The 21,210-nt window shown below is 63.3% G+C and carries 18 protein-coding genes and 1 pseudogene; 7 read left to right on the top strand and 12 right to left on the bottom strand.

The genetic code is table 11. The annotated features are described in order from the left end of the window. Positions 1 to 175: pseudogene (locus SYN63AY4M2_RS11430) on the top strand (IS630 family transposase); the annotation flags it as partial. Between the two features lie 12 nt (positions 176 to 187). Continuing rightward, positions 188 to 763 carry a transposase gene (locus tag SYN63AY4M2_RS11425; RefSeq protein WP_228375518.1) on the top strand — a complete coding sequence of 192 codons (576 nt, stop codon included), beginning with the start codon at positions 188 to 190 and terminating at the stop codon, positions 761 to 763. 14 nt (positions 764 to 777) lie between these two features. On the opposite strand, the gene recG is transcribed toward SYN63AY4M2_RS11425, so the two are convergent. Together recG and psaM are read right to left on the bottom strand one after the other, a co-directional pair. Beyond that, positions 778 to 3,201 carry an ATP-dependent DNA helicase RecG gene (recG, locus tag SYN63AY4M2_RS11420; protein ID WP_099813349.1) on the bottom strand — a complete coding sequence of 808 codons (2,424 nt, stop codon included), beginning with the start codon at positions 3,199 to 3,201 and terminating at the stop codon, positions 778 to 780. Positions 3,202 to 3,360: 159 nt separating this feature from the next. Further along, positions 3,361 to 3,453 carry a photosystem I reaction center subunit XII gene (psaM, locus tag SYN63AY4M2_RS11415; protein ID WP_041438450.1) on the bottom strand — a complete coding sequence of 31 codons (93 nt, stop codon included), beginning with the start codon at positions 3,451 to 3,453 and terminating at the stop codon, positions 3,361 to 3,363. A gap of 233 nt (positions 3,454 to 3,686) precedes the next feature. Here psaM and glyA point away from each other — a divergent pair, with 233 nt between their 5' ends. From glyA to SYN63AY4M2_RS11400, 3 genes are read left to right on the top strand one after another with little or no spacing between them, the layout of a single operon-like run. Next, positions 3,687 to 5,012, top strand: a complete 1,326-nt coding sequence (glyA, locus tag SYN63AY4M2_RS11410; RefSeq protein WP_049749769.1) for a serine hydroxymethyltransferase — start codon at positions 3,687 to 3,689, stop codon at positions 5,010 to 5,012. A gap of 24 nt (positions 5,013 to 5,036) precedes the next feature. Then, positions 5,037 to 6,140, top strand: coding sequence for an MraY family glycosyltransferase (locus SYN63AY4M2_RS11405; protein WP_240530536.1), 1,104 nt, complete (start codon positions 5,037 to 5,039; stop codon positions 6,138 to 6,140). A 7-nt stretch (positions 6,141 to 6,147) separates the two neighbouring features. Next, positions 6,148 to 6,771 carry a hypothetical protein gene (locus SYN63AY4M2_RS11400; protein WP_011430833.1) on the top strand — a complete coding sequence of 208 codons (624 nt, stop codon included), beginning with the start codon at positions 6,148 to 6,150 and terminating at the stop codon, positions 6,769 to 6,771. A 12-nt stretch (positions 6,772 to 6,783) separates the two neighbouring features. Here the strand turns inward: SYN63AY4M2_RS11400 and SYN63AY4M2_RS11395 are convergent, their stop codons facing one another. Beyond that, positions 6,784 to 7,311, bottom strand: coding sequence for an adenine phosphoribosyltransferase (locus tag SYN63AY4M2_RS11395; protein WP_011430834.1), 528 nt, complete (start codon positions 7,309 to 7,311; stop codon positions 6,784 to 6,786). Between the two features lie 160 nt (positions 7,312 to 7,471). On the opposite strand from SYN63AY4M2_RS11395, the gene SYN63AY4M2_RS11390 reads away from it, so the two are divergent. Beyond that, entirely contained in the window at positions 7,472 to 7,927 is a 456-nt protein-coding gene (locus SYN63AY4M2_RS11390) for a hypothetical protein (protein WP_240530535.1), read from the top strand. Positions 7,928 to 8,048: 121 nt separating this feature from the next. Here SYN63AY4M2_RS11390 and SYN63AY4M2_RS11385 read toward each other — a convergent pair whose 3' ends face one another. Beyond that, positions 8,049 to 9,923, bottom strand: a complete 1,875-nt coding sequence (locus SYN63AY4M2_RS11385; RefSeq protein ID WP_099813020.1) for a peptidase M3 — start codon at positions 9,921 to 9,923, stop codon at positions 8,049 to 8,051. A gap of 208 nt (positions 9,924 to 10,131) precedes the next feature. Between SYN63AY4M2_RS11385 and SYN63AY4M2_RS11380 the strand changes: the two genes are divergently transcribed. Next, a complete protein-coding gene (locus tag SYN63AY4M2_RS11380) occupies positions 10,132 to 11,682 on the top strand; it encodes a YifB family Mg chelatase-like AAA ATPase (protein WP_011430837.1) in 1,551 nt (516 codons plus the stop codon). A gap of 61 nt (positions 11,683 to 11,743) precedes the next feature. Here the strand turns inward: SYN63AY4M2_RS11380 and recF are convergent, their stop codons facing one another. The 8 genes from recF to SYN63AY4M2_RS11335 all read right to left on the bottom strand — a co-directional run bounded on the left by recF (position 11,744) and on the right by SYN63AY4M2_RS11335 (position 21,182). Then, positions 11,744 to 12,886, bottom strand: coding sequence for a DNA replication/repair protein RecF (gene recF, locus SYN63AY4M2_RS11375; RefSeq protein ID WP_011430838.1), 1,143 nt, complete (start codon positions 12,884 to 12,886; stop codon positions 11,744 to 11,746). A 103-nt stretch (positions 12,887 to 12,989) separates the two neighbouring features. After that, positions 12,990 to 13,682 carry a DNA-binding protein gene (locus tag SYN63AY4M2_RS11370; protein ID WP_099883763.1) on the bottom strand — a complete coding sequence of 231 codons (693 nt, stop codon included), beginning with the start codon at positions 13,680 to 13,682 and terminating at the stop codon, positions 12,990 to 12,992. Between the two features lie 90 nt (positions 13,683 to 13,772). Continuing rightward, positions 13,773 to 14,021: an ATP-binding protein gene (locus tag SYN63AY4M2_RS11365; RefSeq protein WP_168175111.1), complete on the bottom strand. Its 249-nt coding sequence runs from the start codon at positions 14,019 to 14,021 to the stop codon at positions 13,773 to 13,775. Next, complete coding sequence (locus SYN63AY4M2_RS11360; protein WP_168175110.1) at positions 14,018 to 15,241, bottom strand: HAMP domain-containing sensor histidine kinase; 1,224 nt, start codon at positions 15,239 to 15,241, stop codon at positions 14,018 to 14,020. The genes SYN63AY4M2_RS11365 and SYN63AY4M2_RS11360 overlap by 4 nt, the downstream gene beginning before the upstream one ends. A gap of 28 nt (positions 15,242 to 15,269) precedes the next feature. After that, a complete protein-coding gene (gene rppA, locus SYN63AY4M2_RS11355; RefSeq protein WP_099887388.1) occupies positions 15,270 to 15,959 on the bottom strand; it encodes a two-component system response regulator RppA in 690 nt (229 codons plus the stop codon). 540 nt (positions 15,960 to 16,499) lie between these two features. Next, positions 16,500 to 17,372, bottom strand: coding sequence for an ABC transporter substrate-binding protein (locus SYN63AY4M2_RS11345; RefSeq protein ID WP_099813017.1), 873 nt, complete (start codon positions 17,370 to 17,372; stop codon positions 16,500 to 16,502). 29 nt (positions 17,373 to 17,401) lie between these two features. After that, on the bottom strand, positions 17,402 to 18,721 hold the full coding sequence (locus SYN63AY4M2_RS14400) for an energy transducer TonB (protein ID WP_011430844.1): 1,320 nt from the start codon (positions 18,719 to 18,721) through the stop codon (positions 17,402 to 17,404). Positions 18,722 to 18,761: 40 nt separating this feature from the next. Next, positions 18,762 to 21,182, bottom strand: coding sequence for a TonB-dependent hemoglobin/transferrin/lactoferrin family receptor (locus SYN63AY4M2_RS11335; protein WP_099887387.1), 2,421 nt, complete (start codon positions 21,180 to 21,182; stop codon positions 18,762 to 18,764). Between the last annotated feature and the right edge of the window lie 28 nt (positions 21,183 to 21,210).

The following is a 21,210-nucleotide window of genomic DNA, read 5'->3' as shown; positions in this document are numbered from 1 at the left end:
TGCGCCGGAGTTGAATCCCATTGAGATGATGTGGTCGGTGTTGAAGCATTTTATTCGGCAGCTTTGCAGAATTGGGAAATATAGCATGGAGCAGATAGTGAAGACTTCTTTACTACTGATCAATCCATCCTCCTTCCGAAGTTGGTTTGCTAAGTGCTGCTATTGTACCCCTTGAGCCCTTAACAGGCTGTATCGCCGGACGGAGAAGAAGCTGAGGCGGTTGCAAAGGGCCGTATCCCGGAAAAAGAAAGGGTCAAACCGCTACAAGAAAGCGGTAAAGAGGTTGTCCAAAGCGCACCAGAAGGTAGCCAACCAGCGCAAAGATTTTCACTACAAGACGGCAAAGGAGTTGTTAAGTAGGGGGAAGCACATTGCTCATGAGGCGCTTACTATTGGGGGTCTGGCTAGAACCAGACTAGCCAAGTCTATTTATGATGCCGGGTGGGGACAATTCCTGCAAATCCTTAAGGTCAAGGCTGAAAGAGCTGGGCTGTTAACGATTGCAGTGAATCCAAACGGCACAAGTCAAGAGTGTTCCGGGTGTGGTCAGGTGGTTCCCAAAAAACTCCACGAAAGGTGGCACGATTGCCCCTACTGTGGGCTAAGGCTGTCACGGGACCACAACTCGGCAAGGGTAATCAAATCCAGAGCGGTGGGGCATCCTGTTCTTAAAGCTCGGAAAACGTCCTATGCGGTAGCAGGAGTCACCGAGAAGCCCGCCCTCTACCCGTTCGCGTCAGCGGCGCGGAGCGCTTTAGGGTGAGGGACGGGAGTATGTCACGTCAACAAAGCCGGCCCCAACAGGCGGGCCTGGCGTTCTTCCAGTATGCGGCGCAGGCGGGGCCACTGCTGCAGCTCCGGGTCTTGGGCAATGAGCTGCTCGGCCGCCTGGCGGGCCAACTGCAGCACCTCTTGGTCGTCCATGAGGCTGGCCAGGGCAAAGTCGGGCAGCCCCGACTGGCGGGTGCCCATCACCTCCCCAGGGCCGCGGAAGCGCAGGTCCATCTCGGCAATGAAAAAGCCATCGTGGGACTGCTCCAGGACTTTTAGCCGACGCAGGGCCTCTTCGCTTTGGGATCCCGTCATTAGAATGCAGTAGGCCTGGTCGGATCCCCGCCCCACCCGCCCCCGCAGTTGGTGGAGCTGGGAGAGGCCAAAGCGCTCGGCATGCTCCACCAGCATCACCGAGGCGTTGGGCACATCCACCCCTACTTCCACCACTGTGGTGGAGACGAGGATATCCAGCTCCCGCCGGCGAAAGGCTTCGATGACAGCCTCTTTCTCGCTGCTAGTTAGGCGCCCGTGCAGCAGGCCCACCCGGAACTGGGGGAAGACCTTCTCCTGCAGGCGCTGGTGCTCTTCAATGGCGGACTTGAGATCCAGCTTCTCCGACTCCTCAATCAGGGGCAGCACCACGTAGGCCTGCCGTCCCTGGGCAATTTCCCGCTCCATCAGCCGCACCACCTGCAGGCGATCCCCGGGTCGAGCCACCACCGTATGCACCGGCTTGCGCCCCGGGGGCAGCTCGTCAATTTGGGTAACATCCAGATCCCCGTGCAGGGCCAGGGTAAGGGTGCGGGGGATGGGGGTGGCCGTCATGGTCAGGACATCGGGGTGATCCCCTTTCTGTTGCAGGGCAGCCCGCTGTTCGACGCCAAAGCGGTGCTGCTCGTCGATAACCACCAAGCCCAGGTTGCGAAACTGCACCGCCGGCTGGATGAGGGCATGGGTACCAACAACTAGGGGCAGCTCCCCGGTCTGCAACTGCCGCAGGATCTCGCGCCGCTTGGCGGGGGGGGTGGAGCCGGTCAAGAGTTCAACGGGCACTTGCAGTTGGCTCAGCCACTCCACCAGCTTGCGGTAGTGCTGCTCGGCCAAGACCTCGGTGGGGGCCATGAGGGCCGCCTGCCAGCCGGATTGAATCGCCGCCAGCAAGGCCGCCACCGCCACCACAGTTTTGCCGGATCCCACATCCCCCTGCAGCAGGCGGTTCATGGGCAAGGGATCCCGCAGATCCGCCAGGATCTCGTCAATGGCCCGCTGCTGGGCAGCGGTCAGCTGGAAGGGCAGGATTTGGTAGAAGCGGTCCAAGAGCTCTCCTCTGGCCGGCTGGTAGCGAGGTACAGCCTGAGCTTGGGCGCGGTAGCGCTGCCGCCGCTGCAAGAGGCTAAGTTGCAGGTAGAAGAACTCATCGAACACCAGCCGCCGCCGGGCCTGGGCCAGCAGCTCTTGCGTCTTGGGAAAGTGGATCTGCTGCAGGGCAAGGGGCAAGTCCAACAGCTGCAACTGCCGCTTCAGGGGCTCCGGCAAGGGATCCTCCACCAAGGCAGCTGCCGGCAGGGCGAGCTGGACGGCCTTGCGCACCAGATCGGCGGGGATCCCTTCTGAAAGGGGGTAAACGGGTAGAATCTTGCCCAATCTCTCCGGATCCTCGCCCTCTCCCCCCAGCACCTCCAGTTGCGGGTTGTCCAGCGTCAAGCCCAAGCGGCCCTTTTTCACCAGGCCGCTGGCCGCCACCACTGCCCCCTTGGGGTACTGCCGCTCCAGGGCCGCCTGCCAACTGCGCTGGGCAAATTGCCGCCCGCTGTAGAAGCGGCTGAGGGTGACTATGCCGCTTTTGTCGGCAATCTTGAGGTTCAAGATGGTCAGCAAGGGGTTCTTGGGGCTGGTGAAGCAGCTGCAGCTTTTCACCGTCCCCACCAGGGTGACCGTCTCCCCCACCTTGGCCTGGCGGATGAGCACCCGGCGGGAATAGTCCAGGTGATCCCGTGGGAAGTAGTAGAGGGCATCGCGCACAGTGTGCAGGCCCAGTTGTGCCAGCTTCTCCGCCGACTTGGGGCCAATGCCCTTGAGAAATTGCAGCGGCTGCTCCAAGCTGAGGCCCTTGGGCGGGGGCAAAGCAGGGCTGGGTGGGCCAGATTGGGCTTGCTCTTGCTGACGACGCAGCCGATCCAGCCAGCGGCGGGTTTCCGCCACCAGGTGCTGCCGCTCCGCCAGCTCCAACTGGGGGTAGAGGCGATAGCGGGATCCCAGTTCTTTCCACCGCCGTCGCTCCTCTCCATCCAGCGTCCAACCCGCAGGGGGATCCTGGCCAAACACGCTCTGCAAAAACTGGGAGAAGGTCTGCTCTCGCCCCCGCAGGTCGGTAAATCCCAACTCCGCCTCTAGAGAAAGGGCGCGCTGAAGCCGCTGTAGATCCACCTGGCTCAAGTTGCTTCTGGGTCGGCTGCCGGTAGTCTCTCTAATCCAACTTTAGCCAATGGCAAAGAGCCCCAGGCGCGGCCTCTGCGCCTCAACTCAAAAGGGCCTGCTCTGTAGGACAGGCCCAGGGATCCAGAGCAACCTTATTCCAGATGGAAACTAGCTGCGGGCCAAGGCGGATCCCAGGAGCGCGGCCATCACGGCCGGCACCAGGGCAATGGCCAGGATGGTGAAAACTTGCGCGTCGGTCATAGCCAACTCCCTAAAACCCAGTGCTGTGAACCTGCTCCTCACTTTACCCCGGCTGGTGACCAGACCTGGGGCCTAAAAATATTCTTTACAAAGCGGCCTTTGGCTCTGGGTTTGGCCGCTGCGGGATCCCCCAGCCCGGCCCCAATCGTGTTACGATGTTGCTCCGCAACGCTGTCGCGACAGCGGGGCAATTCTGGATCTTTTTCTTTGCAACGTTCGCTCTTGGCGTCACCATGGTAGCCGCTCCGCAAAGCTTGACCACTCCCCGGGACAACCTGGCCATTTTGGCGGAAACGGATCCCGTCGTCTACCGCCTCATCCAGCAGGAGCTCAACCGGCAGCGGGATCACCTGGAGATGATTGCCAGCGAGAACTTCACCTCGCCGGCTGTCCTGGCCGCCCAGGGCTCGGTGCTGACCAACAAGTATGCAGAGGGGCTGCCCGGCAAGCGCTACTACGGCGGCTGCGAGTTTATCGACGAGATCGAACAACTGGCCATCGACCGCGCCAAGCAACTCTTTGGAGCGGCCCACGCCAACGTGCAGCCCCACTCCGGCGCCCAGGCCAATTTTGCCGTTTTCCTGGCCCTGCTGCAGCCGGGAGACACGATCATGGGCATGGATCTGGCCCACGGCGGCCACCTTACCCATGGCTCGCCAGTCAATGTCTCCGGCAAGTGGTTCCGCGTGGTGCACTATGGTGTGGATCCCCAGACGGAGCGGATTGACTTCGACCAGGTGCGGGATCTGGCCCGGCAGCACCGGCCTAAGCTCATTATCTGCGGCTACTCGGCCTATCCGCGGATCATTGACTTTGCCGCTTTCCGCGCCATTGCCGACGAGGTGGGGGCCTATCTAATGGCCGATATCGCCCACATTGCCGGCCTGGTGGCCACCGGCCACCACCCCAACCCGGTACCTATCTGCGATGTGGTCACCACCACCACCCACAAGACGCTGCGGGGGCCACGCGGCGGGCTGATCCTCACCCGCGACCCGGAATTGGGCAAAAAGCTGGACAAGGCGGTGTTCCCCGGCAGCCAAGGGGGGCCTTTGGAGCATGTCATTGCCGGCAAGGCGGTGGCCTTTGGAGAAGCCCTGCAGCCCAGCTTTGCCCAGTACTCAGCCCAGGTCATTGCCAATGCCCAGGCGCTGGCGGCAACGCTGCAGCGGCGGGGCATCCGGCTGGTTTCAGGGGGCACCGACAACCACCTGGTGTTGCTGGATCTGCGCTCGGTCTCGGCAGTGCTGGAGAAAAACGGGGCTGCTGATCCAGTGATGACAGGCAAGCGGGCGGATCGCCTGATGGAAGAGATCCACATTACTGCCAACAAAAACACCATCCCCTTTGACCCGCAGCCGCCCTCTGTGGCCAGCGGCCTGCGCCTGGGATCCCCGGCCTTGACCACCCGCGGCCTGGGGCCGGCAGAATTTGAGGAAATTGGGGAAATTATCGCTGACTGCCTGTTCCAGCCAGGGGATCCGGGTGTGCTCGAAGCCTGTCGCCGGCGAGTGGCCGAGCTCTGCCGCCGTTTTCCGCTCTACCCCCACTTGGGATAACCCCCCTCCTCGCTACGGCTTGCCATGCCTTACTTGGTTGCCTTTTTGGCTGCTGCCTGTGTGGTTCTCTGGGCAACCCCGGTGGTGAAGGCGGTCGGGATCCGCAGCGGCCAGTTGGATTTTCCCGATGAGCGCAAGATCCACCGGCAGCCGATGGTGCGCCTAGGGGGGGTCTCTATCTTTTTTGGCAACCTGGTGGCACTACTCTTGCTCTGGGGAGCCGGAGCCTTCGCCGGCTTGCGCACCGAGCAGGAGTACGAGATCTGGGGGGTAACCATTGGCGGCGTTTTGTTTTTTTTGATCGGCCTGGCCGACGATCTGTTCCAGTTGTCGCCCTTTTCCCGCCTGGCGATGCAGTTTGGGGTGGCTGCCGCCGCCTGGGGAGTGGGGGTGCGCATCGAGTTCATTAACCTACCGGGGATCGGCATCTGGCCCTTTCCGGTATGGCTGAGCCTGCTGGTTACCCTGCTGTGGCTGGTGGGGATGGCCAACGCCATCAACTTCATGGACGGCCTGGATGGCTTGGCGGCAGGCGTGTCGGGGATCGCAGCAGTCGTGATGCTGATGGTAACGCTGCTCCTGGATCGGCCGGCGGCGGCCATGCTGGCGGCAGCCTTGGCCGGGGCCTGCCTGGGCTTTTTGCGCTACAACTTCAACCCGGCCCAGATCTTCATGGGAGATGGGGGAGCCTACTTTCTGGGCTTTACCCTGGCCGGGATCGGGGTCATTGGGGTGGCCAAGGGGGTAACCACGCTGGCGGTGGCCCTGCCGTTTTTTATCCTGGCCGTGCCGATTTTGGATATGTCTGCCGTGATCCTCAAGCGGCTGGCTAGAGGCAAGTCCCCCTTTCATCCCGACAAGGGCCACTTGCACCATCGCCTGCTCAAAGCCGGCCTGTCGCAGCGGCATTCAGTACTCTTGATCTACGCCATGACCCTCTGGGGGGGATCCCTGGCCTTGGCCCTGGCCGGCCTGCCGGCAGGGGGTACCTATCTGGGCGGGGCCTCGCTGGTGTTGGCGGGAGTAAGCTGGGGGGCCTGGCAACGCCACCGTCAGCGGCAACGGTCTTTGGCTGCTGAAGATACCCAGGTTCAAGCAACAGATTCAGTTAATTCAAAAAAGGATTAAGCCTGGGTTGTTCCCAGCCGCCCGCCTGCCTAGACTGGAAGGGATCTCCTCTGCCGCCTTGATGATGCGTCCTACACCGGAGCTGGCGGCCCTTTTGCGCCGCACCGCCGATCGCTTGCAGGCCCAGCACTGGGGCTTTTGGGATCGCGAGTACTGCTGGCGGGATAGTACCCGCTGCAATTGCGGCCTGCTGGTGCGAGAAGCCCTGGGCTGGAATCAGCAGCAGCTTAGCCTACACATCCACCGCGGCACTTGGCGCACCATTGCCCAAACAGCCTATCGCACCGCTGCCTTTGTCCTGAGGGATCCCTGGCAAGCCCGGTGCCAGGCCACGGGCCTGCGGCTGGGGTATGTGTTTGAGAAGATGGCAGAGCTGGGGTTTGACCGGCCAGAGGACTTTGCTGCCCTGGAAGAGCTCAGCGATCCGGTTATCCTGGCCCGCCTCGCCGAAAAGGGGGTGGAGCCAGTGCGGCGCGACCACGCCCTCCATGTGGCCCTCTACATGCGGGAGCTGGCCGACTGGATTGAGGAGCAGCTGCAGGCCCAGGCTCAGCTCAGCCACTTGACCCAACCCCTGCCCAAAGCCAAAGCAACAGAGGTGGCCGTCCGCCAGCCGCTGCGCCTGCGGTGAGGTGTGGATCCCCTAGTTGGATTCGTCCACCATCACCACATGGGTGGGGATCTCAGGGGGCAGGAGCTTGCGGCCCGACAAGAAAGCCAGCTCAATTAGAAAGGCAAACCCTCCCACCTCAGCGCCGCTCTGGGCCACCAACTGAGCGGTGGCGGCAGCAGTGCCCCCGGTGGCGATGACATCATCCACGATCACCACCCGGTCGCCGGGGCGCAGGGCGTGGGCATGGAGTTGCAGCTGGTCTTGGCCGTACTCTAGACTATAGCTTTGGCTAAGCACCGGCGGTGGCAACTTGCCGGGTTTGCGAACCGGGACAAATCCCAACCCCAAATGCTGAGCCAAAGCAGCCCCCAGAATAAACCCCCGCGACTCAATGCCCACCACATAGTCCAGGGATCCCATAGTGGCAGTACCGGCAGCCAACTGTTCAATTGCCGCCCGAAAGCCTGCTGGATCCCGCAGCAGGGGGGTTATGTCGCGAAAGAGGATCCCGGGTTTGGGAAAATCGGGCACCAAGCGGATGAAGGCGCGCAAATCCATCCTGTTTTCCTCGCTGGCCAGTGGCTTGCCGAAAGAACGCAACCCATCATACCCACTTAGCTTAAGGGCAGATGGAATGCCTTTTTGTCCGTTCGGCAGCGGGGAAGATTTTTTATAATTAGCAGGGCTGGGAGCCGCGGCTTACCTGGTCTTTCTGTTTGTGACTCGGAGATTTCCCATGCGCTACTACATGGCCATCGACTCCAATCCCCTGGCAAGTTTGCCGCTGGCTCTGTTTGGGGTGGGCAGCGAGTCGGCATACGTCGATCTGCTGCAGGACAAGTTAATGGTGCGGGTGGGCAACTTGTTCAACGAAACCTTTTCTCTAAGCGAGTTGGGACGAGGGGAGCGCTTCTCCTGGCCCTGGTTCTACGGCCTGGGTGTGCGCACCGATTTCCAGGGGTTGGTGGGCGCGGTAACCAGCACCCAGGGGGTGGTTGCCATTCCGCTGCTGCAGGAAAAGACCCTCTTCATCCCTCTGCTGGGGCCGCTGGGGCTGCAAGTACCCTGCAAAAAGCTGGTCTTCAGCCTCAAGGATCCGGATACCTTTTTGGCCAATTTCAACCAGGGGCGCCCCGAGGTGAACGGCGCGCCCAAGAATGTGGTGATTGAGTAGCCAGGGCCAGCTATTTTGACAAGACCAGCACCTCAGTGACGGAGCCGCGCTTGCGGCCGTGGCAGTTGATGGCGCGGCTGTCTCCTTCTCGCTACGCCAAAGGTCAGCTGGCCGCAGTCCCCTAGTTTTGATCCTCTTCCAGCAGCTCTTCCAGCACCTCGATCCAATGCTCCAGTTCCTCCAACCCCTGCAACACTGCCTCTGGGTCGCTTAGCTCCACCTGGAGCAGCTGGGCCGATTCTGCCCAGCTTAGGGATCCGGGCGGGCTGGCCAGCCAATTCAGGTAGCTGGGCAAAAAGGTCCGCGGAGACAGATGATACTGGCGGTAACAGGCCAGGGCAACCAGGCTGGCCAGGCTGACCTGAGGGGCGCTGAAGGGGCGCAGAAACAGCTCCGGCATCCCCACCCAGCGGAACTGCTCTTCCGGCAACAGCTCCACCGCATCGCCGCACAGCTCCTGGCTCAGCTTCAGCCACTCTTCGCCGACCCAGTAGGTAGGGCCAGCCTCGGATGGGGCCAGTGGAGCGGTGTCGCCTTGCGAGATCTCCGACCGGTAGAGGAGCAGCTCCAGCCGCGCAATCAAGCTCTGGTAGAACACGGCTTGCAACTGCGCCTCCAGGTGGTGAATCAACAGGGCCTGGGCCAAGGTAAGGCTGCCGGAGCGCAAGGCCTCCGGCCCGCTTCCCCGATCGCGGAGACGAGGTGGCGCCGGCGTGCCCCGCGCCCCCTCCAGCAGGTAGTCGAGCAGCATCTGCTGTAAAAACGCGGTGTGCACCCGAATTTCCCAGGAGGGCTGGACAGTTCCTTGCAGCTCCTCCAGATCCAGCCAAACCCGAGGCCCCTCAGGCCGGAGCCGCCGGCTGAGGGCTTCAAGGGCTTGCAGCAGCAAGGCGAGGGGTTCACCCCCTAACGATGGCGTCTCTGGCTTGCCGGCGGGTGCTTCCAAGTTGGAGCGGATTTCCGGTAACCAGGGTTTGGCCTGGGCTGCACAGTCGGGGCAGAACTCTTGCAGGGCCGCCCAGACCAGGGAGGTAGCCTCGGCGGCGGTGAGGGGAGGAGCCGGATCCCCCCAGGGCGCATAGAGGTCGCAGGTACGGATGGAACGGCCCAGGGCGCGGCTTTTTAGGCGGTAGTAGCGCTGGAACAGGTCGAAGCGATCGCGGATCCCGTCCAGCAGCTGCTCCCAAAAGGGCTGGCCGAGGCCATGGCGAGCCAGGTAAAGCTCGGCGGCAGAATCGTAGCCCCGCCACTGGGCTTCCCAGAGGTGGTCGCGGATGAGGACGCTGAGAATAAATCCCCCTAGCTCTGCATGGGCTTCTAGGTGTTGGCCCAACCGCTGGTAGGCCGCCCAGCGGATCTCAGCGCTGGGGTGGGTTTGCAGGCTCTGCAGGTGGGCAAGGGTTTCAGTCGACTGCTGTTGGGGGAGAGCGGGGGAGCTAAGGGTGACTTGCCACAACTGCCGCCAGGCCAAGCGTCCGGCCAGGCGCTGCTGGTGGAGTAGACGTTCCAGAGGCTCCGCCTGCTGGTGACCTCGCTGCTGGAGGAGGCCACACAGAAACTGGCGAAAGGGGCGCAGCCCTGGATCGGCACAGGCAGCAGCCAAAAGATCCAAGCGCCGCTCCTCTGGCTCGGGCGGCAACTCGGCGGCAGGCTCGTCGGGAGAGACAGCCAACAGGGACTGCAGCTCCAGGGGGAAAAAGAGCAAGTGGCTTTGCAGGGAGATAGCCCGTTCCAGATCCCGCCAGCTTGGGGCCTGAACAGGGGTAGCCGGGATCCCTTCCCTGCCCTCTGCAAGGTGAGCTGCCAGGGCTTGTGTTAGCTGCAACAAGACTTGCAGCGCCTTTCCCAGCTCTGGTGGGCTGAGCTGGGCCACTTGCCCTCGGTAGCAGCGGGCAAACTGCTGTACCTGCTCTTCCAGCTCATCCCACGCTGGGATGGGCTCTTCCCCGGGGCCAGAAAAATGGTCAAAGGGAGGGTCGGAAGTAGGAAAGACCACTGGGATAGCCTCCTAGCGATGAGGGCCCTCCCTCCATTGCCTTGTCGGCTGAGGGGAGTGCCCCCTTTTGAGGGGCAGGGAAAGCCTGAAACGATTGTGACATTCTCCCCAAGCCCCTGCAGCCAGAGCGCAGGGATCCCTGGCCAGGGCAGAGGCCAAAACTTCTGCCAGGATTAAGCTAAAGACTTTCCTCGGGGAGGCAACTGGAGTGTTTGCTCAGGTCACTGCTGCTGCCCTGGTGGGACTCAAGGCCGTGGGGGTCACGGTAGAGGTGGATGTGGGCGGTGGCTTGCCCCAGATTACCCTGGTGGGGCTGCCCGATACAGCCGTTCAGGAGGCCAAAGAGCGGGTACGGGCGGCCATCAAGAACTCCGGCTTTGCCCTGCCCCAGCGGCGGATCATCGTCAACTTGGCCCCCGCCGATCTGCGCAAAGAGGGCCCCAGCTTCGATCTGCCCATTGCCATCGGCATCCTGGCAGCCGCAGGAGTAGTTGAGCGGGAAGCGCTGGCCAACACCCTGCTGCTGGGGGAATTGGCCCTGGATGGCACCCTGCGTCCTGTGGCGGGAGTTTTGCCCATCGCCGCCAGCGCCGCCGAGATGGGGATCCGCCGCCTGGTGGTGCCCCGAGAAAACGGCCCGGAAGGGGCGCTGGTGCAAGGGATCCAGGTGTATGGGCTGCCCTCTTTGGCGGCAGTGGTGAGCTGGCTGCAAAACCCCCAGGGAGTTGAGCCGGTGCGGATCCAGCGGGAGCAGATGCTGCCCACCGAAACGGAACCCCTGCTGGATTTGGCCGATGTCAAGGGGCAAGAGCACGCCCGACGGGCCCTGGAGATCGCGGCGGCCGGCGGCCACAACCTGTTGCTGGTGGGCAGCCCGGGAGCGGGCAAGACCATGCTCGCGCGTCGTCTGCCCGGCATTTTGCCGCGGCTGCAGTGGGAAGAGATGTTGGAAATTACCCGCATCTACTCGGCAGCCGGCCTGTTGCGGCAAAATCTCCACCTGGGGCGCCAGACTCCCCTGATTACGCAGCGGCCCTTTCGGGCTCCCCACCACTCGGCTTCGGCGGTGGCGCTGGTGGGTGGTGGCCCCTACCCCAAGCCTGGCGAGATCTCCCTTGCTCACCACGGTGTCCTGTACCTGGATGAACTGACGGAATTCCGGCGGGAGGTGTTGGAGGTGCTGCGCCAGCCTTTGGAAGATGGCAAGGTCACCATCTCCCGCGCCCGCGTTTCTCTGGAGTTTCCCGCCCAAACCACCCTGGTGGCCTCCACCAACCCTTGCCCCTGCGGTTTCTATGGAGATCCCGTTCAGCCCTGCACCTGTACGCCGCAGCAGCGGGAGCGCTACTGGTCCAAGCTCTCCGGGCCGCTGTTGGATCGCATCGACTTGCAGGTGCGGGTCAACCGCCTCAAGCCAGAAGAAATTGTCCGCCTCCAGGGCGGCGAATCTTCCCAAGCGGTGCGGCAGCGGGTGGAACAGGCGCGGCAGCGCCAACGGCAGCGCTTCCAAAACGAGCCAGGGATCCACTGCAACGCCCAGATGCAACCCCGCCACCTGCGGCAGTGGTGTGCCCTGTCCGAGCCCTGTCGCAAACTCTTGGAGAGCGCCATCCAAAAGCTGGGCCTGTCTGCGCGGGGGAGCGACCGCATCCTCAAGGTGGCCCGCACCATCGCCGACCTGGAGGGTGCCGAGGCCATCGCCCCCACCCACCTCGCCGAGGCCATCCAGTATCGCAGCCTGGATCGCGGGCGGCCCTGAGCCCTCACCCCCGGCCCCTCTCCCAGAGGGAGAGGGGAGTATGGTATGGGATTGGCCTGCTTTAAGCCAAGGGGAGCGAGGCGGGGGAGGGAGCAATCTGCCCCTGGTGCACTTGCAGGATTTGCGCCCCTTGGAGCCAAGCGGCGTCGAAGGATCCCAGGTGGGTGGTGGTAACCAAAGTCTGCACCCGTTCTTGAATCGCCTCCAAGAGCTGGTTTTGGCGGTGCAGATCCAGCTCTGCCAGCACGTCGTCCAGCAGCAGCAGGGGCGGATCCCCCTTCACCTGCTCGATCAGTTCCAGCTCCGCCAATTTGAGGGCCAAGACCAAGGTGCGCTGCTGCCCCTGGGATCCATAGGCGCGGGCGGCAACTCCGTCGATGCCCAGCTCCACCTCGTCTCGGTGGGGGCCAACCAGAGAGGTGCCCAGGGCCTGTTCGGCAGCAGCCTTGGCGCGGATCGCGGCCAAAAATTGGGCTTGAACCACCTTGGGATCGGCCTGGGGATCCGGCAGGGGCACCTGCGGGCGGTAGGTGAGGCTGAGGGTCTCCCGTCCGCCGCTGATGGCCTGGTGCCAGCGGGCGGCCAGGGGTTCTAGCCGCTGCAACAGCCGGGCGCGGCGGCGCAGGATGCGGCTGCCAAGGGTGGCCAGTTGCGCGTCCCAAAAGGCCATCTGAGGTACTTTGTCGCCCGCAGCCAAGGGATCCTGCTTCAAGAGGGCATTGCGCTGCTTGAGGATCTGACGATACTGCTCCACCAGGCCCAGGTAAGCCGGCTCCAGTTGAAGCAACACCCCGTCCAGCCAGGTGCGCCGCGCTTCTGGAGCTCCCCGCACCAGCTCCAAATCCAGGCTGGAGAACACCACGGCACTCACCTGCCCCAAAAAGTCCGATTGTCGCCGTAGCCCCTGGCCGTTAACCCTTAGGGATCGCCCCCCTTGGCTGCGCAGCTCCATCGCCAGCTCGTGGGCCACCCCCAGCCGCTCCACCGTGGCGGCGATCCGGGCCTTCTCTGCCCCCTGCTGCACCAACTCCCGATCCCGACCGGCCCGCCGCGAGCGCAGGGTGGCCAAGAGCTCCACCGCCTCCAAGAGGTTGGTCTTGCCCTGGGCGTTCTCCCCCACCAGGATGGTCTTGGGCGCCTCGAAGGAGATCTTTTGATCCCGGTAGTTGCGAAAGTGCCACAGGTGCAGAAAACGCAGGTACACTCGACAGCCGTGCGCTCTTGGCTCTGGATTTCTGGGCAGAAGAACAGCCCCCGCGGCGGGGGCTTTTACTCTAACGCAACTGCCTCGGGGTCAGCAGACCCACTCAGAAGCTGCTCAGGGATCCCAGACCGCTCAGGCGCTCAGCCGCCAACAGGTGCAAGGCGGCGCGGGCCGAGTGGAAGGCGGCTTTGCTGCGGCTGTAGTCGGCGAAGGTGTAGCTAGCGGGATCGGCATTGACCCTGCCCAACAACTGTTGGGCTTGCTGCTGCAGCTCGGCTACAGGGCCGGAGGTGATGTTGGCGAAGGTCATCTCCGCTTGCAACCGGCTGAGGGACTCTTGGGCGCGGAGGGGGGCTTCGAAGAAGGAACGGCCAGGAGGGCCCCCAAAGCCTAGCTCCGCTTCGTACAGAGCTTTGGCGGCTTTGGCCAGGTTTTCCGCCGCCTTGGCCTGCTCGCGGGCGGCAAAGACATTCCCCCCTTGCAGAGCCTTCTGGGCCTCGGCAAAGCTCTGGCGGCTCAGCTCCAGAAGACGGGCCGCTGCCGGAGAGGATCCCCGCTGGGCGAAGAAGCTGGCTTCCGCCAGGTCCCGCTGCGCTTTGGCCAGGTCGTGGTTGACTCGCTCCAGCTCCCGCGGGCTCTGCCAACTCGGCTGCATTGGCACGGGGGCTGCAGTTCCAGGAGCCGAGGGCCGGCCCCGCTGGGCTTGCGCCGGGGATCCCAGCACCAGGGGAGTGAGGAGCACCAAAATCGGTAGGGAACAGCCGAGGGTACGGGTGAAGGAAGCACGCATCGTCATGGTTACAAACTCCAATCGACAGGACAAGCCGGTTTGGGGTTGGCCCGTTCGCGCTCTTTGGGCGGAGTTCTGGGGGCTTTCCCTTGCGGCTTATCTTGAGAATGGCGAAAGAAAATGACGTGAAGATGACAAGGGCAGCTCCACCGTAAACACCGACCCCTCCCCCACCCGGCTGGCCACCCGCAGGGATCCCCGATGGGCGGTAACGATCTGGTGGGCCAAGGCCAGGCCCAGCCCAAATCCCCCCGTATGGCGGGCGCGGGCCGTGTCCACCCGGTAAAACCGCTCGCACAGGTGGGGCAGGTGCTCAGGAGGGATGCCGATGCCTGTATCCTTCACGTGGATGCTAACCCATGGATGCTAACCCAGGGAGGCCGGCTTTCCAGGCTCACCTGCACCGTGCCGCCGGCGGGGGTGTACTGCAGGGCATTGCGCAGCAGGTTTTCCACCGCCTGCCGCAGCAGGGCCGCCTCCCCCCGCACCAGCCATTTCCCGGCAGGCCCCGGCAGGTCGCATTGCCAGCGCAGCCCCAGGGACTCCGCTTGGGGCCGGTATTGTTCGCCCAGCTCCTGCACCAGCTTCCGCAAGTCCACCAGGGGCAGATCCTCCAAAGGCAGGGATCCCTGCTGGCGGGCCAACTGCAGCAGCGTATCGATTAACTCACTGAGGCGGCGGGCGCTGCTCACCACCTTTTCTAGGCGGGGCTGCGCTTCTTCCGGGGCAAGCAGAGCCATCTGGGCATTGCTCATCAGGGCGGCCAGGGGGGCGCGCAACTCGTGGGAAGCATCGGCGGTAAAGCGCTGCAACTGCTCGTAGGAGCGGCGAATCGGCTGCATGGCCACCCCCCCAAAAACCCAGCCTGCTCCGCCGATCAACCCCAGCGTCAGCGGGATCCCGATCCCCAACCCCCAGCGCAGACGGCCCAAGCTCAGTTGCAGCGGCTCCAGCGGCACCGCCAGTTGCAAGTAGCCCAGGATCTGATCCCCCTGTTGCACCGGTAGGGTGAGCTGGCGCAGCAGCCTGCCCTCTTCCGCCGCTACCGTCTCAAACCCCAAAGACAGGTGGTGGGGAGGGCTATCTAAGGCAAACCACTTCAGAGGGGGAGGGGATCCCGTGTATTGGCGCAGGGATCCCAGCGGCTCTGCCCCACCGGGATTGGCGGCATCGAACCAGCGCACATAGGCCAGGTGATGCTCAAGGGGCTGGGTTTTGCCGCCCAGAAAAGGCACCTCGTTCAAGACCAGCCGCCACTGCCCCTGGCGCAGCTCGTACTTGATGGCCGCCGCCATGATTCGGGCCTGAACCTGCAGTTCCTCGTCAAAAGCCTGCAATTGGTTCTCCGCTTGCAGGCGGTAGAAGAAAGCAGCAAACACCACCAGGATCCCGCCCATCACGCCGGCAAAGCTGCGGGCCAAGCGACGGCGGCTGTGGTGAAACACCAGGGATCCCGTCCCTCTTGTCGCAGCCTTCTGCCCCAGGTGCGGCTGAAGGGGGTGTGCCAGGGAAACCCAGTTCCAGCCCAGCCATGGGAGAGAATGCTTGTGTTCAGCTCTTTTCACCTCCATCGCCACCCCCTAGAAACTGCTTTCATGGGTTCTCTTCTGGAGAGGCTATGCGCAGCCGGTACCCCTGGCCATACACCGATTCCAGCCAATCTTGGGCCTCCACCTCTTTTAACCGTAGCCGCAACCGCCGCACCAACGCAGCCACGGCATTGCTCTCCGGCTCGCAGCCCCATTCCCACACCGCCTGCTCGATCTGGCCCCCACTGAGCACCTGGTGGGGGTGGCGCATCAGGTACTCCATCAACTGAAACTCTTTGCCCGAAAGCTGCACTTGCCGCCCCTGCCGCTCCAGGGTCAGGCTGGCCAGGTGCAACTGCAGGGATCCGAGGCTGAGGCTGTCGCCTTGCCATTGGGGGGAACGGCGTCCCAGAGCCCGCACCCGTGCCAGCAGCTCCACCAGATCCACCGGCTTGACCAGGTAGTCGTCTGCCCCCGCATCCAACCCCTGCACCACATCCGATGTTGCGTCTTTGGCAGTTAACATCAGCACCGGCGCACATCCCCCCGATTGGCGGTATTGCCGACAGAGCTGGATCCCGCTTGGCCCCGGCAGCATCCAATCCAAAATCAGGAGATCATAGGCTTTCTCCTCCATCAGCCAGGCAGCCATCTCCCCTTCCTTGGCACAGTCAACCACGTGGCCGCACTTGGACAGGGCAGCCTGTAAAGGCTCCAACTGTTCCGGGTCGTCCTCCACCAGCAAAATTCGCATCGTCCTGTGCGCCGTTGACCAAGACGGCCAGTTCCCACTGCCCAGGCTAGGATGGATCACGGAAATAGCCCTCTGCAAGGGAGAGAACAACGGTGGGGTGGCCCAAAATCCATCGGTGGCAAGATCTGGGGTTTGATTTTTGGCTGGTGCTGCCCTTGGCAGGGCTTCTTTTTGTGGCGGGGGGAGAGTGGGTGACGGGCCAAGCGCTGAGCCGTCCTCGCCGGCTAGAGCAACCTTTGGCGATTCGCAGCCAGCAACAAGCCACCTTGGCTCTGGATATTCTTTCCATTCAGGCGGAGATCCGCCGCTCCCGTGGCTACACCAAGGTGGAGGTGACTACCACCAATCCCCACCTGCGCAAGCTGGAATTTGAATTTCCGGAGCTGGATCCGGATCGATCCGGATCGGGTGGCCGCCCAGATTGCCCAAGAGCTGGGCCTCACCCCCGACCAGGTGCAGCGCCTCACCCGCTACAGCTTGGACTAGAAAGATATTTCAAGATATTTCAAACAGGAAGGCTATCTCCCGCGTTCCCTTGGGTCAGCCCTCCGAAAAAATCCGGGCCAACTGCTCGCAGGCCGCTCTAATCTTCTCCAGGGTGCCGGGGTTGACCAAGCCGTAGTAGTCAAATCCATAGACCCTCTGGGTTTGAACAGCTTGCAGTTGATTCCAAAAGGGGCGGGAACGGAAAAAGGCCAAGGGATCCGCCGCCTCCGGGTTGACCACCAACAAAACCTCGGGGTTGGCTTCCAGGATGCGCTCTGCCGCAAGGGTGACATAGCCGCGAAATTGCCCTTGGCTTTGCAGGGCAGCCGTCAGGTTATCGGCGCCAAAGCGCTCCAGCAGATCCCCGGCCCAGCTTTGCCGGTTGGGAGAGAGAATCGGCTGGGTGCCCACCAAAAGCAGGGTTTTGGGGCGAACTGGGGGCAGCTCCTGGGGCAAAAGCGATCCGTACTCCCGCAGCAAGGGATCCGGATCCGCCCCCAAGGCAGCAGCCAGAGTGGCGATGGTTGCTTCCAGGGCAGCCCAACTGTCCACCTGCGTGAGATAGGTGGGGATCCCCAATGCCTGCAATCGTTCTGCCAAAGCCGTGTGAAAGCCACTGGCCCCCACCACCCAGTCCGGTTGCAGGGCCACGATTTGCTCCAGGTTAGGTTGGTTGCCCAGCCCCAGCCGAGTTATGCCCTGAAAGCGGGGATCCGCCTCCAACAAGCGCCCGGACGGGATCCCCACCAGCTTGTCCGGAGCCAGGCGATAGAGAATATCGGCTGTCAAGGTGGTGAGGCTGGCCACTCGCCGAACCGGAGCTGGCGGGATCTGGCTTTGGGCGCGGGCCAAGCGACCCATTCCCCAAACCCCCAGGCTGGCCAGGCCCAAGACAAGGAGTTGACGGCGAGAAAGACAAGACGGCATGGACGATCTCCAAAACAGTTCCAAAACAGTCAATTGAGGGTGAACTGAATCGGCACCGTTACCCACGACTCAATCGGGGTGTTGTTCCTCAAGGCGGGGCTAAATTGCCAGCGTTGCACCGCCTCTTGTGCGGCCCTGTCCAGGGCCGGGAAGCCGCTGGAAGAGACAATTTCCACCTGCTGCACCTGCCCTTGGGCATCCACCTTGACCCGCAACAGCACTTGCCCCTGCTGGTTGAGGCGGCGGGCTTGGGGAGGGTACTGCGGCGGCGGGTTGCGCCCCGGGATGGGGCGGGCCAGGATGTCCGGCCTGGCAGCCACTGCTGCGGGCGAGGAGGTGGGGGAGGATGCCTCCCCGGCCCCTTCTGCCGCTGTCGGCGCAGAACCCTGCGCTTGGGATCCACCGAGGCCACCCGTCCCAGGAGCGCTGGATCCAGATCCCTCGCTCCCGCCGGGGGAAGCAGTGCCCCCGCCACCCGAACGGATCCCTTGGATGAGGGGGGTGAAGCGGGGAATGGGAGCGCTCGTAGCAGCCACGGGGGGCGGCCTGTCGGCCACAGGTGCAGCCGTGGGGGTAGCCACCGGAGTTGGAGGGGGCTGCTGTGGTGAGGGGGTGACCGTCGGTGTTGGGGAGGGCGGAGGAGGGGTTGGTGCGGCCATCGGCGTGGGTGGAGGGGTCGGCTCCGGCTTTGCTGTGGGAACAGGCGTAGGGGTGGGGGGCGGCGTTTGCAAAGCCAGCTCAGACTTGGGAACGGCCGTGGTCTCTACTCTCTCCTGAGGCGCAGGAGCCGGTGGGGGTGGGTTATCCGCGGGAGGTGATTCCGGGGCCGGGTCGCTCGGCTCCCCTGCCGGCTTGGGCAAGGCCGAATCTGCCTCTGCCGCAAGCTGCGGCGGCAGCGGATCCTCCAGCCACAGCGTGACCGGGATCCGCACTTCGGGCTCCAGCAGAGGTCGAAATCCCCACCCAACCCATCCCAGCAGCCCCAGCAGATGCAGAAGCAGCGAGAGCAAAGTCTCCCAGCGCAGCGGGCGGGGCTCCCGACTTTGCCCAGGCAACTCAGGGAGATCCTCCAGCGAGGCGCAGGCAACTGAGAGGGCAAGGGAGCAATAGCCCGCCAGCAGCGCCTCCCTAAGTAGCTTCTCCCCCCAGCCGATCCAACGCAGTCCTCCAGATCTTTGGCGCCGCCCCATTGCCCACAGCCCCAGCTCCAGCCAGGCCAGACCCACCCCGTAGGCCATGCCTGCCTGCTGCCAATACCCCATCTGCAGGCGCCACAAAAGCCGAGGGTGGGATCCCCTCCCCGAAGAAGCGGATCCCCGGTTGGTGTGAGTGGGGGGTTCGGCGAGCATGGCTCGGGGCTATCTCGATGGGCACGGCTGGCGGGGAGTCCTAGAAGCGGCTGGAGAAGCTGAGGGCCACATGGCGCCCCGGCTGGGCCCGCCGCTCCACCTCAGGGCCGACAAAGAGGGTGCGGGTCTCGGAGTAGAGAAAATACTTCTCGTCGAAGAGGTTGAACACCCCGAAATTGAGCTGCCAGTTGTCGTCCAGGTTGTAGTAGCCCAGCAGATCCACCACCGTATAGCCGCTGGGCACAAAGGGAATCTGCGGGGGAGCGTTGGGGTTAGTTTGCACCACCTCCCGCTGCGGATCCCGCGGATCCGCCACCAGCGTGGCCACCAGCCTCGCCCCCCACACCTGGCTGGGATCGTCGTAGTGCAGCCCCAGCACCGCCGTCAGCGGCTCAATCGAAAGCAGGGGCTTGTTTTCTGTAAGATTGTCCCCCACCGCCCAGGCAAAGCTGCCGTTTAGGCTCCAGCCGGTTAGGTCGGGGCTGAAGAAATATTGCCCTGTCGCTTCCACGCCGTAGATGCGGGCGCGGCTGACGTTTTGGCTCTGGAAGAGGATGACCGGCGGGGGCGGCGGGCTCCCTGGCGGGCCGGGGGGTGAAGGCTCGGATCCCACCTCCCGGAAAGCCTCGATAAAGTCGTTGTAGGTGTTGTAGTAGGCGGCCAAGCTAAAGCTGGCCTGGGGGTAGATCCCTCGCAAACCCACTTCAAAACCCTGGCTGGTTTCCGGGCGCAAGTCGGGGTTGGAGAGGGTGCGATAGCGAAAGAAGGGGCTGACCAAGTTGGTGAAGCCGCTGTTGATCTCGTTGTATTGGGGGGCCCGAAAGCCGGTGTTGTACTGGGCCGTAAAGGTAAGGTTGGGGTTTATCCTCCACACCAGGCCCAGCTTGGGGGAAACGGCATCGGCAAAGAGGCTGGCCGCTTCTGACCCACTTTTGAGGAAAGCTTCATCGGGACTGGGGGTGAGGTTGTAGGTGTCGTAGCGGATGCCGGGGATGAGGGTAAAGTTGCCGCCCCCAAAGTCGATCTCATCTTGCAAATACAGCCCAAAGCGCACGGTATCGGAGTCGGGAAAATCTTTGGTGGGAAAAGTGTCCGGGGGGATGTTTTGGGTTACCGCTCCGGTCAGCAGGTTGGTTTGGAAGCGGTTGCGGGGACGTTCGTTGCGGGTGGTGGAGATCTCCATTCCATACACCAAGCGGTGGGAGATGTCCCCGGTTTGAAAGCGGCTCTGGGCCTGCACGCTGGCTCCCAGAATGTTGCTGACCAGCTCGTTGAAGGTATCCCGGCGCACGGGCACGGGCCGACCTTGTACCGTGAGGGTGCGTTCTTCCACGCTGGGCTCCTGGGTGCGGGCCGGCTGGTAGTAGATCTGGACGGTGGCCAGCTCAAAAGCGGGGGTATCGGGGTTGGCGTAGCGATATTCCAAGCTGAGGCGGCTGCGCTCGGTGTCGATGGTTTCCCTAAATAAGCTGATGCCGGGATCCAGGTTGCGGGGCGAAAAGGTGGTGGTGGTGCGGTTGTGGAAGTATTCCGCCGTCAGGGTGAGGCTGTCAAAGGGACTGAAGCGATAGACCAGCTTGGCCAGAACATTGTCTCCCTCCACCGTCTGCCGATCCTTGAAACTGGGATCCGCCTGGATATCCGGCTCTCTGGCGTCGCGGCGAGTGTAGATGAGCAGGGCCTCTAAGTTATCCTGCCGACCCGCCAAGCTGAGGGTGTTGACGTACCCTTGGTTTTTGCTGTCGTACTGGCTGGAGAGGCCCACATGGCTGTCCCGTTCCCCCAGCAGATCGGCTGGATCCAGGGTGGTATAGGTCACCACACCCCCCAGCGCGTCGCTGCCGTAGAGGGTGGAAGCGGGGCCGCGGATGATCTCCACCGTCTTCAGGGTCTCCAGCTCAAAGGTGTCCCGCCCGATGTTGAAGGGGCCGAAGGAAAACCGCTCCGGCTGCCGGATCCCGTCCACCTGGATCAGCACCCGGTTGGCGTCGAGGCCGCGGATGTTGAAGTCCTGCAGGCCATAGCGGACATTTCGCCGCACGCTCACCCCCGGCTCGTAGCGCACCAGATCCTGGATGTTCTGGATAAGCTCCTGCCGCAGGCGCTCCCGGTCGATGACGGTGATGGTGGCCGGGGAGTCGGCCAGGGTGCGCTCGGTGCGGGTGCCGGTGACCGTAACCTGCTGCAGGTTGAAGACGGGGGTGCCCTGCCGCAGCACTTGCAGATCCGCTTGCAGCCGCTCCACCTCCGCCTGATCCCCCCGCCGGCGGGCAGCTTCGATCTGGGCTTCTAGCTCGCGAATCTGCTCCTGGATGGTGGTGGCTCCCCGAGGGGTGGCCTGGGCCAGCAAAGGAGTCTCAGGGATCCGAGCCGCGGGTTGCGCCTGGGCCAGGGATCCCCAACTCAGCCCCAGGCCCAGCCCCAAGCTCACCGCCTTCCAGCCCCAACCGGTTACTCGCATAACGTTTCACTCTCCCAAAAACCCACAA

The organism is Synechococcus sp. 63AY4M2, from assembly GCF_002760475.1.
In the GTDB taxonomy this organism is placed as follows: domain Bacteria; phylum Cyanobacteriota; class Cyanobacteriia; order Thermostichales; family Thermostichaceae; genus Thermostichus.
The sequence above is the reverse complement of the archived record's forward strand: the minus strand, read 5'-3'. Positions and strand labels throughout refer to the sequence as shown.